Source organism: Microbacterium sp. 1262, from assembly GCF_040544895.1.
Lineage (GTDB): Bacteria > Actinomycetota > Actinomycetes > Actinomycetales > Microbacteriaceae > Microbacterium > Microbacterium plantarum.
The window spans coordinates 2642761-2658485 of sequence record NZ_JBEPKU010000001.1; the positions used below are offsets into that span (position 1 = coordinate 2642761).

General features: G+C 66.0%; 12 protein-coding genes, 2 tRNA genes and 1 pseudogene. 2 read left to right on the forward strand and 13 right to left on the reverse strand.

What is annotated here, in order from left to right:
* Positions 1–14: 14 nt before the first annotated feature.
* Genes ABIC53_RS12615 through ABIC53_RS12645 form a run of 7 tightly spaced genes read right to left on the reverse strand, consistent with a single transcriptional unit; the run spans position 15 to position 10238 of the window.
* Positions 15–830 carry a DUF2705 family protein gene (locus tag ABIC53_RS12615; RefSeq protein ID WP_354451713.1) on the reverse strand — a complete coding sequence of 272 codons (816 nt, stop codon included), beginning with the start codon at positions 828–830 and terminating at the stop codon, positions 15–17.
* Positions 830–1762 (reverse strand): ABC transporter ATP-binding protein, encoded by a 933-nt coding sequence (locus tag ABIC53_RS12620; RefSeq protein ID WP_274179113.1) that lies wholly within the window; start codon positions 1760–1762, stop codon positions 830–832. The genes ABIC53_RS12615 and ABIC53_RS12620 overlap by 1 nt, the downstream gene beginning before the upstream one ends.
* Positions 1759–3033 (reverse strand): metalloprotease, encoded by a 1275-nt coding sequence (locus ABIC53_RS12625; protein ID WP_274179114.1) that lies wholly within the window; start codon positions 3031–3033, stop codon positions 1759–1761. The genes ABIC53_RS12620 and ABIC53_RS12625 overlap by 4 nt, the downstream gene beginning before the upstream one ends.
* Complete coding sequence (locus ABIC53_RS12630; RefSeq protein WP_274179115.1) at positions 3030–4166, reverse strand: lantibiotic dehydratase C-terminal domain-containing protein; 1137 nt, start codon at positions 4164–4166, stop codon at positions 3030–3032. The genes ABIC53_RS12625 and ABIC53_RS12630 overlap by 4 nt, the downstream gene beginning before the upstream one ends.
* Positions 4163–6919 carry a lantibiotic dehydratase gene (locus ABIC53_RS12635; RefSeq protein ID WP_354451716.1) on the reverse strand — a complete coding sequence of 919 codons (2757 nt, stop codon included), beginning with the start codon at positions 6917–6919 and terminating at the stop codon, positions 4163–4165. Before ABIC53_RS12635 ends, ABIC53_RS12630 begins: the two co-directional genes overlap by 4 nt.
* 2 nt (positions 6920–6921) lie before the next feature.
* Positions 6922–8505 (reverse strand): nitroreductase family protein, encoded by a 1584-nt coding sequence (locus ABIC53_RS12640; RefSeq protein ID WP_354451718.1) that lies wholly within the window; start codon positions 8503–8505, stop codon positions 6922–6924.
* A 29-nt stretch (positions 8506–8534) separates the two neighbouring features.
* Positions 8535–10238, reverse strand: a complete 1704-nt coding sequence (locus tag ABIC53_RS12645) for a TOMM precursor leader peptide-binding protein (protein ID WP_274179118.1) — start codon at positions 10236–10238, stop codon at positions 8535–8537.
* Positions 10239–10313: 75 nt separating this feature from the next.
* Between ABIC53_RS12645 and ABIC53_RS12650 the strand changes: the two genes are divergently transcribed.
* Complete coding sequence (locus ABIC53_RS12650; RefSeq protein WP_269268424.1) at positions 10314–10472, forward strand: hypothetical protein; 159 nt, start codon at positions 10314–10316, stop codon at positions 10470–10472.
* Positions 10473–10881: 409 nt separating this feature from the next.
* Here ABIC53_RS12650 and ABIC53_RS12655 read toward each other — a convergent pair whose 3' ends face one another.
* The 4 genes and pseudogenes from ABIC53_RS12655 to ABIC53_RS12670 all read right to left on the reverse strand — a co-directional run bounded on the left by ABIC53_RS12655 (position 10882) and on the right by ABIC53_RS12670 (position 14434).
* On the reverse strand, positions 10882–11058 hold the full coding sequence (locus ABIC53_RS12655; protein WP_274179119.1) for a hypothetical protein: 177 nt from the start codon (positions 11056–11058) through the stop codon (positions 10882–10884).
* Positions 11059–11060: 2 nt separating this feature from the next.
* Positions 11061–11156, reverse strand: a pseudogene (locus ABIC53_RS12660) (hypothetical protein); the annotation flags it as partial.
* A 21-nt stretch (positions 11157–11177) separates the two neighbouring features.
* Positions 11178–13124, reverse strand: coding sequence for a hypothetical protein (locus tag ABIC53_RS12665; protein ID WP_323986937.1), 1947 nt, complete (start codon positions 13122–13124; stop codon positions 11178–11180).
* Between the two features lie 164 nt (positions 13125–13288).
* A complete protein-coding gene (locus ABIC53_RS12670) occupies positions 13289–14434 on the reverse strand; it encodes a sensor histidine kinase (protein ID WP_323986936.1) in 1146 nt (381 codons plus the stop codon).
* Between the two features lie 80 nt (positions 14435–14514).
* On the opposite strand from ABIC53_RS12670, the gene ABIC53_RS12675 reads away from it, so the two are divergent.
* Positions 14515–15351: a response regulator gene (locus tag ABIC53_RS12675; protein WP_354451721.1), complete on the forward strand. Its 837-nt coding sequence runs from the start codon at positions 14515–14517 to the stop codon at positions 15349–15351.
* 176 nt (positions 15352–15527) lie between these two features.
* Here the strand turns inward: ABIC53_RS12675 and ABIC53_RS12680 are convergent.
* Together ABIC53_RS12680 and ABIC53_RS12685 are read right to left on the reverse strand one after the other, a co-directional pair.
* A tRNA-Ala gene (locus ABIC53_RS12680) sits at positions 15528–15600 on the reverse strand.
* 14 nt (positions 15601–15614) lie between these two features.
* Positions 15615–15688, reverse strand: a tRNA-Ile gene (locus ABIC53_RS12685).
* Between the last annotated feature and the right edge of the window lie 37 nt (positions 15689–15725).

Here is a 15725-nt window from a genome sequence, read left to right on the forward strand (position 1 = left end):
CGGCTTTCTCCCTGTCATCGGATGTCACGCGCACGGAACACCACCGCCGCCACGCCCGCGCTGAGGATGCACCATGCGACGAGCACGAGGATCGCGATCCCCAGGGGGGCGTCGGGGACGCCGCCCGGCATGGTGGCGATACCGGCGGCGTCTGCGAGGACCGCGGACGCCCCGCTGATGAGCCCGACGCGCACGGGCGCCAACACGGTGGCCACCGCCGCAAGCCCGTGAACCATCTGCTCGACGACAAGCGCCCACAGCACGCCCATCGCGATGCTGGCCGCGAGCGAACGGGTAACGATACCCAGCATGAAGCCGAACATCGCCCAGGCCACGGCAATCAGCCAGGAAGCCGCGGTGTCGGCGACGATCGCGACAGCGTTCCATCGCATCGACGCTCCGTCGATGGCCGAGAAGACCACGGCGCACACGGCGGCCGTGACCATCGACAGCACGATGACGACGGAAACCAGCAGGAGGAGCGCCGTGAGCTTACCCACCAGCACGGTAGCGCGCTCGGGCACGCGGCTCAGAGTGAGACGGAGGATTCCCGATCTCTCGTCTCCGGCTGCCATGAGCGCGCCGAGGATGATCAGCACCGGGGCTCCGTACATCGGAAGCGACCCGAGGACGGCCGCAGACACTGCGTCCGTGCCCAGGCTCGCTTTCATCGCGGCGCGTTGCTCCTCGGTGAGTCCGTCGACGGTCATCGCGACGATGAAGTTCGCGAGATAGGCGAACAGCACGATCTGGAGAAGCCAGACGATGGGCAGGACGGTGAAAGCCCTACGGTGCCGCATCCCGTACAGCTCTGCATCCACCGTGGACATCATGAGCTCCTCCGTTCGTCGGCCGCGGTCATCTGCAGGAAGACATCTTCCAGGGAGCGGTGGTCCCGCCGGACACCCGTCACATCCACTCCGGCCGAAACCAGGGCCACCGTGACCGACGCCGAGATGTCCTTCGCCGCGACGACCTCGACGCCCTCGCCGGTAGGCCGGACCTCGTCGACCTCCGCGTGCGAGCGCAGTACGTCGAGCGCAGCCTCGACGTCGGTGGTCGTCACGATGATTTTCGGCGCCTCCCCGTGCGCAGCTTCGATCTCGGCAGGGGTGCCGATCGCGATGATCCGCCCGTGGTGGAGCACCGCCACGCGATCGCACACGTGGGCGACCTCGCCGAGCAGATGGCTGGACAGCAGCACCGAGCGGCCCCGCTGCGACTGCGCGCGGATCAGATCGCGCATCGCCGAAATACCGGCGGGATCGAGCCCGTTGGTCGGCTCGTCGAGAATCAGCAGCTCTGGTTCTCCGAGCAGCGCGGCGGCGAGTCCGAGGCGCTGCTTCATCCCGAGCGAATACGTCCTGAAAACGTCATCCCCGCGATCACCCAGCTCGACCGCCTCCAGCGCGGTGTCGACGGCTGTCCGGGCGAGGCCGGCGTACTTGGCGATGAGCACGAGGTTCTGGCGCCCCGTCATACCGGGGTAGAAGGTCGGGCCCTCGATCATCGTGCCCACTCTCCGCAGCACGTCGTTGCTCAGCGTCGCACTCCCGAGTACCGAGAACGAACCGCTGCTCGGTCGCGCGAGACCGACGAGCATCCGCATGAACGTCGTCTTCCCGGCGCCGTTGAGACCGACGAACCCATAGACCTCGCCCCGTCTCACCTGCAGGCTGACGGCGTCAACCGCGGTCCCGCGGCGGAAGGTCTTCGTCAACGCGGTCGTGCTGATCGCGTTGTCCGTGTCGCTGATCGTCATGTCTGACCCCATCTCTTCGATATCGGTGTCCTGGTGCCCGTCTGCGCCCTGCGCTTGGCCCGCGTCCGCCGCGTCGCCAGCACCCCGATGGCGAAGGTTGCCAGCACCCCGCTGCACACCACGACTACCGCGGGCCACGGACCGAGCAGCGGTTGGAGGGCCAGATATCCCGCGACCGCGAATCCGAACACCATCGCGCTCATGAACAGGAGCGAGAAGAGGCCGTACACCAGCGACGCGGTTCGGTGGCCGGATTCCCGACTGCCCGCTTCGCGGCTGCGACGTGCGAGGCCGACCAGCGCCGCTCGTGAGGAAGCCTCGAGATCGAAGGCGCCGAGAGCGTGCATGAGCGCGTAGTAGCCGTCCATGTGAAAGAGCGGGACGAGATTGATCAGGCCGGTGAGCAGACCGAACGTCATCATCGCCGCACAGACGGTGGCGAGCGTCCCGTCGGCGACGAGCGACAGCGGCCAGAACGGTAGACACACCGCGACGGATACCGTCACGCCCGCGAGAGCCACCCTCACCCTGCGGGAGCGATCGTGGAAGAGCATCGTGTCGTCGACCTTGCAATAGGGCGAGATGAACGGAAATCGCCACATGACGCCGATCTCGATGTCACGCGCCCCGTAGGCCCACGCCGTCGCGCCGTGAGCAAGCTCGTGAAGAACGAGGGAGGCCCACATGACGACGATGAAGACGGCGATCGCCACCGGATCCGTCCAGAGCGACCGGGCGGCGGGCCAGAGCACATCCCAGTTGGAGCTGACATGAACAACCAGCGCCGCCGCGGCCACCCAGACCAGCAGCCAGACGGCGAGATGATCGAGCACCCGCACCGCGACGGCCATGCGGCGAAGGATCCGATCCGCCTTCACGATCGGCATCCGGGCGTGCAGCCACGTGCGAGCCTCTCCGCGTTCTCGCTCTCGGGCGTCTCGCAGGCTCTGCAGCTGGACCGGCGTAGCCGACCCCACCAGGAGGCCTCGCTGAGCGAGCAGTCCGAGCAGGGAATTCCACAGCGGCTCGGTGAGTCGCCGTTCGTAATGCTCGATGAACTCGTCTTCCAGCTGGTCGACGGTGCGCACGCCGTCCATACGTGAAACAAGGAATTGCTCGTGCTCGCCGATGCGGAAATACCATCCCGTCCGCGCATCGTGCATCACGAAGCGTGTCGACGGAACATCCCAGAGGCCGGGACCGATGCGCACATCATCGACCAGCTGCGGGCGCGCATCGCGCAGCAGGTCGAGAGTGTCGCCGCCATTCATCGGTCGGCCCCTGTCCCCCCGAACATGAACTGCAGGTCGGTGCTGGCGGAATCGGCTCCACCCTGAGTGAGGGCATGCTCGATGAGGTAGGCGATGTAACACTCGTCGATGATGCTCACCCCCAGACGGTTGTTCGTCATGTGCAGATACCCACTGAGGAGAGCCTGTGCCCCCGTCGTGATGTCGACGGGGATCGTGCCGCCGTCCGGGCCGAGCGGGAACGTGAGCTCTCCCCTGTCGGCGACAGCAGAAAGCGTGTCGTGAAGGTCGATGCAGTGCTCGGCCCATTCCTTCAAGAAGCCGTTCAGTTCATCGGTATCCCTGCGAGCGGCAGCCTCGTACACCGTGCCGAGGTGTTCGCGCAGACCGCCCTGCATGGTGTCGAACGCTCGAGCGTATGCATCGTGGCGCGGCGCCGCCTCGCCCGAGCCCGATCGCTCCCAGTACGTGCGGTATGCCGACAGGAAGAGCGCCGATCGGTCGATGTCGTCCTGGAACACGCCCAGCATCACCGTCATCAGCTGCGCGGAAAGCCCGAACAGCACCGATCGCACGTGCACATTCGTCGTCTCCACGAGCGTGCGCACCAGGTCGCTGGATGCCTCGAAGTGCTTCTCCGCCACGCTGATCGCCTCGGTACCCCCATATCGTCCGACTTCGGGCTCGTAGCGCATGACGACGTAGCTGTTGTTCGGGCGCATAGGCATGGAGCCGGTCTCTCCGTACAGCTCATTCCACTGCTGCTCGTCGTATTCGCCGAGGAACATCTCCTTGAACAGGCCGGACGTCTCACGCTCGTCCATCTCGTAGAGAGCAGGACGGTCGTCGAGGAACGCGTCGAGAGCCGAGAACAGCCGGTCGACGACCATCTGCTGATCGCCCATACGTCTCGGCTTGAGTCGCACGCGCAGATGCGGCCCTTCCATCCAGTACCTGATGAAGAACCACGATTCCAGCAGCCCGTCTCGGCGAAGCCCGTCGATGACAGGTCCAACGGCGTCGACGAGCAACGGGTGGTTGTTGCTCGAATAGTAGACGTGCACGGCAATCCATTCGCCGGCGGCATCCGGATCCACCACGGGGGGCAATTCGGCCTCGACGGCGACGGGCGATATCGGACGAACCGCGGTCATCGTGTCACCGCCGGAGCGTTGAACTCGAAGGTGATCTCCGAGACGTAGCGTTCCCCAGCCGCATTCCGCGCGGGCAGGCTCTCCGGTACCGGCAGCATCTCGGTGAAGACCAGGCGCCGATTCGCGCGCTGGGCCAACTGGTCGAGGATGTCGAGACAGAAATGGTCCTCGAAGTCGACGAACTGCGGCTTACCGAAACGCACGGCGGAGTCATCACCCTCGCCCTCGTCCCCACCGGCGGCATCGGGCGTGACGAAGACGTAACGCGGTAGACCGTGCCTGCGCGTCCACCGTCTCCAGCCGAGCATCCGTTCCGCGCCATCCGCGCCTAACAGACCCTCGGGGAGCGAAGCCGGGTCCGTCTTCCACACTCGTCGGACGAGCACCAGGTCGCCTAGCCGCACCCGCGGATGGCCGCCTATCTCGCCCCCGCCCAGAGGTTCGTCGGTCCCCGTCCAGAGGTCGAGGCTCGCGATCCGACTCTGCGAGAACGCCAGGAGCAGCCGCTGCATCTCCGGCAGTGCCATGGGCATGAGGAAACCCAGATAGACCGGGATCACCTCGACGTCCAGTCGCCGTGAGCGGAGGAGAAGCCGGCCGCACGAGGGGTCACGGACGATCGAGAGATCCTCCACAGGCAACTGCTCGTCCGTGTCGCGGAACGAGACCTCACCGGAACAGACGATCTCGTACGGCGTGACGACGGAATGCAGGTTCAGGTTCGACGTGTCGTATCCCCCGGTGATCTCTGCGAAGACGGCGCCGGGCGGAGTGATGCTGCGCAGGTGCTCTCGCAACGCGTCGACGAGAGAGGTGTCGCCGGACTCCGCGAAGCAGTGGTGGAAACGCGAGAACAGCAGTGACAAGCCCGTATAGGTGCGATTCAGGACGCACCGATCGCGGCCGTCTATCTCGCCGATCTGGCCGAAGTAGGCGCGCGGGTCCAGCCGGTCGCCCAGATCGGGTAGCGCGGCCGCCACCTCCTCGACGAAGGCATCGTCGAGAACGAGGTCACCGGCACCATCGTGCGCGGCATACCGCGAGCGCATCGCACGAACCAGGGTGCGCCGTGCCTCATCGAGAGCGCGGACCTCGTCCATCTTGAACCAGTTCTCCTGGTCCTGATATTCGTTGTCGACGAAAGGCCGTCTGTTGGCCGAGTAGCGGAGGTACTGGTCGTAGACGTCGAGGTGGAAGTCGTGGGTGAACTTCACGATGTCGTCGCATGTTCCGCGTGCCCCGTAGCGGGCGTCGAAGAACCCGCGCACCATCAACCGGTGCGGGGTGAGGGAGTCGAAGACGGGCAAGATGCGAGCAAGCGAGGCGAAGTCGCCGGACAGCCCGCTTTCCCAGGCATCGAGCGACGCACGGACGCTGCCGCGCGGCAGCGCAGAGTCCTCGTAGACCACCGTGCGCAGCCGCTCCGGTTGCTGCACACCTATCCCGCGCATCATCGCGTCGTAGTGAGAGTGCAGATCGCGGATGATGAGCCGTCTCTCGTCAACGCTGGCCTGCGCGTAGGTCCCTACGAGGTCGGTCATCCGACGGATGTCGCTCGAAAGCGTGGAAGCCCATGGCGCCTCCAGTCCTGCGATCCTGTCCGCGAAGTGAACAGCGGGATCCGCCGCATGGATGTCCATCGTCAGCACAGGCGCGGTCAGCAGATTCAACCTCAGGAGATGCCGCAGGTAGTGCCACACATCGTCGAGGGGACGGTCGTGCGGAAGCTGGGAGTGGAGCGCGATCTGCAGGCGGCCCATGGTCATCATGCGGTCTCCGAGCACACGGAAGAGATCGTCGACGATGTCGCTGTGCGCAAGGAAGAACACGTTCTCGTCGAAGGTGTCGAGGGTCATCGCCGCATCGGCGTCACCGACCTTGCGCTGCCTTCGCATGTACCTGACGCGCCGACGATCGCTCGTCCATCCACGCGAGACCATCACGGGGAGGTCGACGAGATGCTCGTCGGACGCCAGGATGGCCTCGCTCACCCGTGCCAGCATGGCCATGTTCAACCGGGGATTGCTCCGGGCTGCTTGCGAGTCCAGAACCTCGGGATCGACCTCGAGCACACCGCCAGCATCGCCCGAGAAGTCGCCCAGCGCGACGTCGGTGAGTGTGCTGAAGGGACTCGTCTTGCAGACGGTCCGATAGACATAATCGCTCGCCGACCGCTCGATGCGCCGGGCGCGCTTCGACAGGCTGGCGGGATCGGCGGCCAGGTAACGCGGGATGGCCTCGTCGAGAGATGGAGACGCCAGAAGAATCCCGGAGCGCAGTACTGGTGTCGCGATAAGCCGTTGCAGGGCCGCTCTCCGCAGCGGGAGCTCGGCGCGGAACACGTCGGCGCCGCTTCGGCGCACGTCACGCGTCTGCTGCGCGAGATCGATCCACTCGAGGATGTCACCCGCCAGGCCATCGGGGAGAATCGCGAGCGCTGCGCGGGTCGCCTCGATGTCGCGCGGCACACGGGCGTTGAAGATGTCACGGCGGAGATTGATCAGTGCGTGACGGACCCCGTCATCTTCTTGGCCGCCGATGAACTCCTGCACGCGGTCCGGAAGGGTTCGGGCAGCATCGTCGAGTCGCGCCTCGGCATCCAGCACGACGTCGGCCCATGCGACGGTCCGAGAGAATGCCAGTCCCTGCAGCCGTTCCCAGGGCAGCGGCGCGACTCGGAACATGAAGTGGGGGGGCGTCGACTTCGCGACGGAAGAGATCCGTGGGCGAGCGAGGGCTGAGAGGTTGGTCATGACTACTCCTTCGCGTCGAGATCCAGCGGTGCGGCGAAATCCGCCTGATCGACGCGATCGCGGCCGATCATGATCATGATCAAGGGCCATTCGCCGGTGTCGATCACGCGCAGACGCTCGGCGTACGCGACGTTGTCGAAACCCAGGGCAGCACCACACGCGAGCCCGAGGTCGGTAGCCGCAAGGTAGGCGGACTGGGTCGCCGCACCCACGACTGCGTTCAGCAGACGCACGGTCCGCGAGCCACCTGCGGCGAGCACGTCGTCGGCCGGCACGAGGATGGCGAGCACGGCTGCCGCCTGCTCGACGTTGTAGTTGTCGAGGAAGTACGTGGCCTGAAGGAAGAGCCCGGGATCTTCGTCGTCGATACGGACCAGGGCGTCCTGCTCGTGGTCGTACACGTATCCACCCGGCGAGATCCCCTCGACGTGGTTACAGAAAACGGCCACCCGAGCGAACTGCGCCCGTCCGGCGTCGGTGAGCAGCCGCGCACCTCGATCGGTGGTGCGAAGCACATGGGCAAGCTCCGCGAGACCCAGCGGGATGTTGGAGCTGAAGGTGCCGAAACTGGACCGCCTGGCGGCCAGAAGATCCGACAGTCCGAGCGCGGAGCTCGACTCCGCGCTCGGGGGCAGCGACGTCATCTGACCCGACGACGTCCGCGCGAGCACCACATCTATCGCAGGAGCGATCGTGTCCGCGAAGGAGTCGCGCATGACCTCGACCACCTGAGGGAAGCGCGTCGACCCGGGGAAGCGCTCCGCCTCCTCGAACCGCACCCCCGCCTCGGAGGTGACGGTCCCTCTTTTCAGGTCGCCGGCCCCCGGCGGGAGTGGCAAGACCGCCAAGGTCGTCTCCTCGAACGGGTCGAGGCCGAGCAGGCCGTCGAGACCCGCGGAGTCGAACCACAGGCGGGGAGTCCGCGCGGCCGAGTCGCCCGACAACCCGGACAGTGCGAGTGTGGCGAGCACCGTCCCGAGGTCCATGGTGACCACGTGGTGGCTGAAGCTGTTGTATTTGAAAGCGTTCTTCCAGAGCTTGACCGTCACCAGCAGGAACTGGTCGGTCCCGCAGTCGTCGTCGATCGCGGCGCGAACCCTGTCGTGTGCATCGCCGACAAGAAGCCTTTGCATCGTTCCCGAGGCCGTGTTCCAGTGATACACACCGGGAAGCTGCCGCGCCGAAGAACCGCTCACCCAGTAGAACTCGAGCGGATAGAGACCGCCACCATTCGCCGTGCCCCGGGAGTACGTGCTCACCGCGCTCACCGTCTTGTTGACCGCATCATCGTTGCCGGTCACGCGCAGACGACGCGAGAGGAGACCATATGTGTCGTGGAGGGCGCGGCCCAAGCTACCGACGTCCAGCACATCGCTCGGCGACGTCGACGGGGATGAGAGCGCATCCGACAGCCGTGTACGGCACTTCTCGCCGACGGGCATCTCGAACTGCGCGGCGTCGGAGAAGACCTTGTGGCGCCGGGGCTGCTGGTCCCACAGCACCACGTGGTCGAGCGGTGGCATCGGCGTACGGGCGCGCCGTACAACATCATCGACGTACTTCCTGACGCGTGTCGTCGTGGGCATGTGGGCTCCTGTCGGAATGACGGCGGTCATCAGGGGAACGGGTGCGGTACCGGGTTGATGTCCTCGAACCGCAACGCGGTGGCGCGAAGCCCCGCGTCGCGGTGAGCGGTGCGGGTCCGGTCCATGTGGAAGGCTCGCTGTTTGTGCCAGCCGAAGTCGATCGGGATCAGCCCCGGCACGACCGTGGCATACGTGTTCAGACCCATCGACCGTTGCTCGGGCGACGTTTGATCCACCGCGAGGAGATCGAACCCCCTGTCGTCTAGCGCGGCGATGACCCACCGCAGGTCGTCCGAGAGGTCGAGGTTCCGGGGACGTGTCCTGTTCCATTCCTCGTAGACAACCCCCATCGGCTGCGCGCGGCGCTCGCTGAGCAGAAAGTCTGAATGCTCGACCATCTCGTCCATTCCGTGGAGGAGAGCATGGTGCTTGAGCTCGCGAACCAAGCCGAAGTCATTCAACATCGCGCGAGCCTCGGCAGCGCCGCTCGTCATCCGCCGGTCGAAGCTCGGGACATACGATGCGACCTCGCACAGCGCCGCCCGCATCGCCTGCACCGGGTCCAGCGACGAGCCGGCGGCGAAGCACAGTGCGCCCGGACGTCCGTCGGTCCGCACGGCGACGGCGGTCACGACGGGAACCGGCAAGTCGACCCTGGTGTCGAACATGCGCACGTCGAAGCCCTCGAGCGCCATCCGCGCCACCATGATCGAGATGTCCGAAGCGCCGCTGCTGAGCGGATCGATCTCGACCGCAGGATGACGAGCGAACCAGGTCAACAGGAAGGAGTCCCGTTCGATGAGCTCGAGGACTCCGTGCAGGATGGCCTCCTCAGGGCTTCCCCCGGTAGCGCAACCGTTCGAGCATTCATCGACGAATGCCGGGCCCGTCTGATCCAGATAATGCACGAGTCGCTGCGGCACGAACGTATCCGTGCCGGTGGTGAGGTTGCGACCCCAGACCCAGGGGATCTCGAGGTCCTCGGTGAACTCGACGAAATAGGGCGTGTTGAAGTCGTAGAACTCGCGCGGATAGAGGGTGCACGCACGAGGATCGAGAGCGGGCACGTCCAGGTCGCGAAGCGCAGCCCAGACGGGTTCGGGCAGGCCGCGGGCCAGGAGGCCGGCATACCGCTCGAGACCCTCCAGCACAGCGAGCCGCCGCGAGTCCTCGATGTTGTCGGCGTGGCCGCTCCAGAAGAACTCGTAGAGGTGCGCTGCCCCGCGCACGTAGCTGTAGCCCGTGACGGGGATCGTCGTCGGGTTGTCGAAAGCGGCGGGAGCCTGGGGGCCCAACACGCCACACACCGGGTTCGCGAAGACGTCGATGTCCATGGCGTAGTCGCGCAGCGAGGTCAGACGGTAGGTGTCGACGTCGGGTTTCGGGCGGGGTGCGAACGGGACCGCCGCCCGCGACGGCGAGTTGGCCGGGGTCATGCCGCATGCGGGACAATCGGGGTCCGCCAGGAGGGGGAATGTCCGGGTCGCGAGAGTGTCGAGCTGCAGCCTGCGCACGGGGGTCTCCCCCATGGTCGAGGGACGGACACGGGTATCGTCTTCCACCATCAGCTGCAGCGCGTCGAGCACCAGTGGCGTCAGCCAGACGCCCGACGGCAGCGCGCAGGAACTTCCCGCCATCTCGAGAGCGTCGCGCTCGTCCTCCCGACGAATGGCTTGCCAGCGGCGATGGAAGCAGAGAGCACAGGCAGCTCGTTCAGATTCGACTCCTGTCATCACGTACGCGTCGCGCCCGTGGAGGTGCACCGTTGTGACCTCCCTCTCGGGGAACAGCGTCGTGTCGACGGCACCGTGGATTCCCAGGACATCGGTCGCGCCGAGTTCCAGGACACGTGCACGTGGGCGATCGCTCCGTCGCGGCTGGGCGTCGAGATACGCCTGTACCGTGTCCGCGGCTCGCACTATTACGGGTGCCGTCATTTCTCCTCCATCGCCGCCGAGGCGGCCTAGATCACTTACTGGTCGACCCGCAGCTGGACGAACACCCGCAGCAGCTGCCGCAACTCGAACTCGAACAACCGCAGCAGCTCGAGGTCGAGCAGCTCGACCACTGGAGCGCTTCGTCCTGCGACAGCTGGGCGAAATCGTCTATCTCGAAGGTCTGCGCCTCGAGATCGGCGATCTGTCGTGCAAGGGGATTCATCATCACCCCTCCTCTCCGTTGGTCTGGGTCGTCACGCACACGACGATGTAGAGCTGCAGCTCGAACTCGTCGTCGAGCAGCACGACGAGCACGAGCACGAGCACGTCGATGTGGTGCTGCACGCGCAGCTGGTACTGGTCGAAGCCGCCATGTCTTCGGCGGGTGTGAAGTCGAGCACCTCGAAGGTCTCCGCCTCGAGAACCGCGATGTGGGCTTTCAACTGGGACATTCGTTCACCTCCTTTCCGGTTGTGCGTGGGCGTGTGGCGCCCGCTCGGGTCAGCCGATATGGCTGCAGCTGGTCGTCGATGTCGAGCTCGTGGCGCTGCAACTCGTCGAGCTGCAGCTGCAGGTCGTGCATCCACAGCAGCTGGACGTCGAACAGCTCGACCACGCGAACCCCTGCTGGTCCATCAGCAGCTCGGCGCTGTCGAGGATCTCGAACGTCTCGGTCTCGAGTGCTGCGAGGTCCGCCCGCAATCCGTTCTCCATGTCTTCCTCCCTTCTCGCAGGTCAACTGTCGGCCGGAAGCAGAACTCGCACGGTGTGGAGCGCCCCCGTCGCCCGGATATCGGCGGTCGTCGTATCGACCACCACCGTGTCGAGGGACGCCTCGGTCGACCCGGTGAAGGGCTCGGACACCGTCCGCAACGCAAGAGTCGACACATCGAGATCCGGGATGAGCATCCGGTCCGGTTCGGCCCCGGTCGGAGCCACGAGCACGCGGCCGAGGAGTCGGAGCAAGGCATCCTGGGCGGCCTGATCGACGTCCCACCCGGAGCCGAGCGTGTGCTCGCCGGACCGCAGGTCTCGCGCGAGCAACACGGTCCCCACCGCGGTGTGCGGCAGCTCGACGAGAACCGGGTCCAGTCCCTTCAAGCGAGCCGCGTCGAGCAGGTACGCATTCTGCGCGTTGAGACCGTCGGCGGGGATGTCGTGCACGTCGCCCTCGCGCACCAGCGAGGACAGCGCGCGGAAGGCTGCGGCTGACAGCAGGCCGGCGGCTACAGCTTCGGCAAGGGTGGCACCCGCTCCCTCGCCGGCAGTGGTGCGTTCGAACGCGCCGCGTGAGTTCACTGCATGGCGCGACCACACCGCTGCCTGGGGGACGAGAACTCGCTCGCCACCGAGGGTGATTCCGGGGACGAGAGGCATGTCGTCGGCCTCGACGGGGCCGAGACCCGTTGCGATCTCGAGCTCGGTGGCGAGAATGCGTCTGAATGCGGACGACTCCTGCGGCTCACGCGGACCGACGTTGCTGACATGGAGGAGCGCGGCGGCCTCCATTGCGCGCCGACGAGCGTCTCCGAGGTTGTCCAGCGAGAACCCCAGCACCGTGGTCGACGTACCCGACCGCCGGTGCACGGCGCGCGCGATCTTGATCGGCGACTGGTCGACCAGCTCGTCGGTGAATCCCGTGACGACGCCGACCTTCTCGCCGACGAGGCGCAGATAGCGCTGCAGCCTGTCGGAGTCCACGTCGTTGTCGACGCTGTCCCTCGCTGTTGGCCATGATCGGACCTCGGCGGCATCCGGTGGCCGGATGCCGGATGATCGCGGGTCTGGAAGGACCGCTTCGCGAGAGGTGTCACCGGTGGTGAGGTCGACGATCACGATCGCGTCGTCTGCTTCGGCCGGTGGGGCCGCCGTGAGGTAGCGGAAAGCGTCGTAGGCCACCGTGGTCCCGAGGATGCCCAGCTGCACGCGCGAGAGGGACGCCACAGACACACGATGGGCGGGATCTGAGATCGCCCGCCACATCTGGAGGGAGCCGGGTGTCTCGTCGTTGTCGGTCAGCCGGGCCATCGCCGCAGCCCAGTTGATCGCGGAACCGGGACGGGTGATCGGGCCGAGGATGACCTGGTCTCCGATCCGCGTCACGGGGTAGACGGCGCTGCCGGGCTCACGAGTGGCTCGGGCGATCGCCGAGGCGTCGCCGGTGGTGTCAATGACGATCCGCAGTGCGGCGGCGCCGGCCGCGGGTGTCTCATCCGCGTCCGCCGTGCGGAGCAGGCCGTTGCGCTGCAGGCCCCGTCGGACGACGTCGCTGACTTCTGGGTCGCCCTCGACGGTGACATGCGCAGCGCGAAAGCGACGAAACCGCTCGAGACCATCGTTCGCGTAATGGTCGATGTAGGCGATCTGTGCTCGAAACGGGGCAAGAGGCCCCGTCGGGTCGACCGGGTCTCCGTCGATCAGTGACACCGCGTCATGGTCGCGGAGAACGGCGAGAAGACTGTCGACCATCTGGGATCGAGACTCATCAAGTCCGGCCACCAGCTCCTCGGCCGTGCGTGAGCCGTCGAGGAACGGGGCGAGGCTGGCGAGCCACCGATACGTCGTCTGCCCGCGCAGAACGAAACCTCCGTCGGAGTGCCGGACCAGGGCTCCGCCGGGCACCTGCGCGAAAACCAGATCATGGCGCAGCCGCAGCCTGCTCGCCGCCTTCTCGGACTGCATTGCGATATTCATCGGCCCCCCACTCGATCTCGACCACACGCGTCGTGTCGACCTCGACGGTGGTCTCGCTCGAACACATGCTCATCTTGTGGGAGAAGGATCCGCACAGAAGTGCCGATTAGATGGCACGAAAGTACGACCGCAGGAGAGGCCCGCGGGTCGGGTCACTCGCTCTCGTGACCCGTCGGCACACGGACCGACAGCGTCCACACCCCCGAGGACGCGGCGGCGGAGAGATGTCCGCCCACCCTCGAGACGCGCTCACGCATCCGGACCAGGCCGAACCCGCCGGATGGTACGCGTTGGATTCTGCGTCCTTCCTCGACGGAATTCGTGATCTCGAACTCGACGGCGGCCCGCGACGTCCGCACCGCAAGGGCGACCTCCGTGCCGCTCGAGTGCTTCAGCACGTTCGTGGTCGCCTCGCGCACGAGCCGGGACAAGGTCAGGTCCACGATCCGAGGCAGCTGTGTCCCGTCGACGGCGTCGACATCCGCACGTACGGTCATCCCGGCGCGTTCCAGCGTGTGACACCCGTCTGCGATGGCGCCCCGGAACTCGGAAACCGACGCGGAGGTCGTTTCTGTGGGCTGAACGTGCGATTGCCCCACAACGCGCCTGAGGTCCTCCAGCGCGCGACGCGAAGAGGAGCGGATCGCGTCGAGTGACGTGCCGTGCGCATCGCATTCGACGATCAAGTCGACGTGCATGGCGATGATCGTCAGATCGTGTGCAACCACGTCGTGCAGCTCATCCGCTATTCGCAAACGCTCCGCCATCACGGACTCGTGCTCCGCCCGCGCACGCTCCGCCAACTGCTCACGCAGTCGGCGCGACCCCGCCTCGATTCTGCGCATGATGAGCCCGCTGGACGCCGACACCACCCCCACGGCCATGAGGACGATCGCCTCGGTGACAGGCGTCGCGTCAGCGAGGATGCTCCACGAGAGCCCGCCTGACCACACCATGGCGTACACGAGTATGACGCGAAGGTCGCACGTGCGGACCACGAGGGCCAGCGCCACAGCGGCTACCACGAGGGCGAGTGCTTGCGTATCCCCCAGGAAGGCGCCGAGGAGGAGAACGACGATGACCGCAGCCGAGAGTCGGGGCGAGAAAGCGAACCCGGCCAGGGAGACGGTGAAAAAGGACTCGAAGATGGCCGTCGACAACGGATCCCCGGCGGTTGCGTGCATGGCGATTCCGGCGACGAGCAGCACACCTGCGAGAGTGAGCAGCGTGATGCGCTCGGGACGACTGAGAGGCGAGACGTGGCGGAGCCCGTGACCGAAGCCGTCGCTACGCTTCACCGTCCCCACGCTCACAGGACCATTGTGCGTCGCTGAGGCCCGGGCGAGTCAACCGCCACATCGCGCCAGTGTCAGTGTCAGTGGCACACTCCGAGCATCTTGCAGAGTTCGGACCAGAAGCCGCCCGCCATCATCCCGTGAATCACGCACATCACCTCCCCCTGTGTCGTCGCCTCCAGCATCACGCGAAGAGAGCGGCCCATTCGTCTCGATCCGTCGCACTTTCGTACCGAAGAATCCCCGATATTCTCGACGACGTGACCGAGATCCGCGTGCTGATCGCTGATGACGAGGAACTCATGCGCAGCGCTCTGGCGATCTTCGTGGAACGCTCGCCGTCGATGACGGTTCTCGGGACCGCCGAGGACGGTGCCGTCGCGGTCGACATGGCCGAGCGTCTTCGTCCCGATGTGGTGCTCATGGATCTGAACATGCCGCGAATCGACGGTTTCGAGGCGGCACAGCGTCTGCAGCGCGCAGGAAACCCCGCACAGATCATCGCGATCACGACGCTCGGCACCACCGATGCCATCACCCGTGCACTGAGAGGTGGATTCGCCGGCTACCTGTTGAAGGATTCTCCGCCGGATGCGGTCGTTGCTGCGATCGCGGCGGTGCACAGCGGTTCGGGCGTCCTGTCCCCCGAAATGACCAAGCGTCTGGTACTCGACGTCAAGCGGCACGACGTCATCGATGCGCACTCGGTCGAGAGCCTCAACGACCGCGAAGCGGCGATACTCCGCGAGCTCGCGCTCGGGAAAAGCAACAGCGAGATCGCGGATGCGCTCCATCTGTCCGAAAGCACCGTCAAGACCCACCTCGGCGTCGTCATGAAGAAGTGGGATGTACGAGACCGAGTGCAGGTCCTCATCACGGCGGTCAGGGCCGGACTCGTCGATCTGTTTCCGGCGGACTGAAGCGGACTATCGTCGCCGTCGTGATGGACGGGATCGCAAGCACGGCCGCAGGCACCAAGCGAGCAGATCACTCGCACGCCTGAACTCCCGCGTCTCGTTGCGGCTCGAACTTCCCGGCGCCGACGAAAAAAGTGACGCCGGGTATCCGTGTGAACGGATACCCGGCGTCTTGTCTGTGGAGCCTAGGAGATTCGAACTCCTGACATCCTGCTTGCAAAGCAGGCGCTCTACCAGCTGAGCTAAGGCCCCGAGGGGGTTCGGGGTGGGGCTACCAGGACTTGAACCTGGGACCTCTTCATTATCAGTGAAGCGCTCTAACCGCCTGAGCTATAGCCCCGTACCGACGCGCTTCACGCGCCGGCAACCTCCAAGAC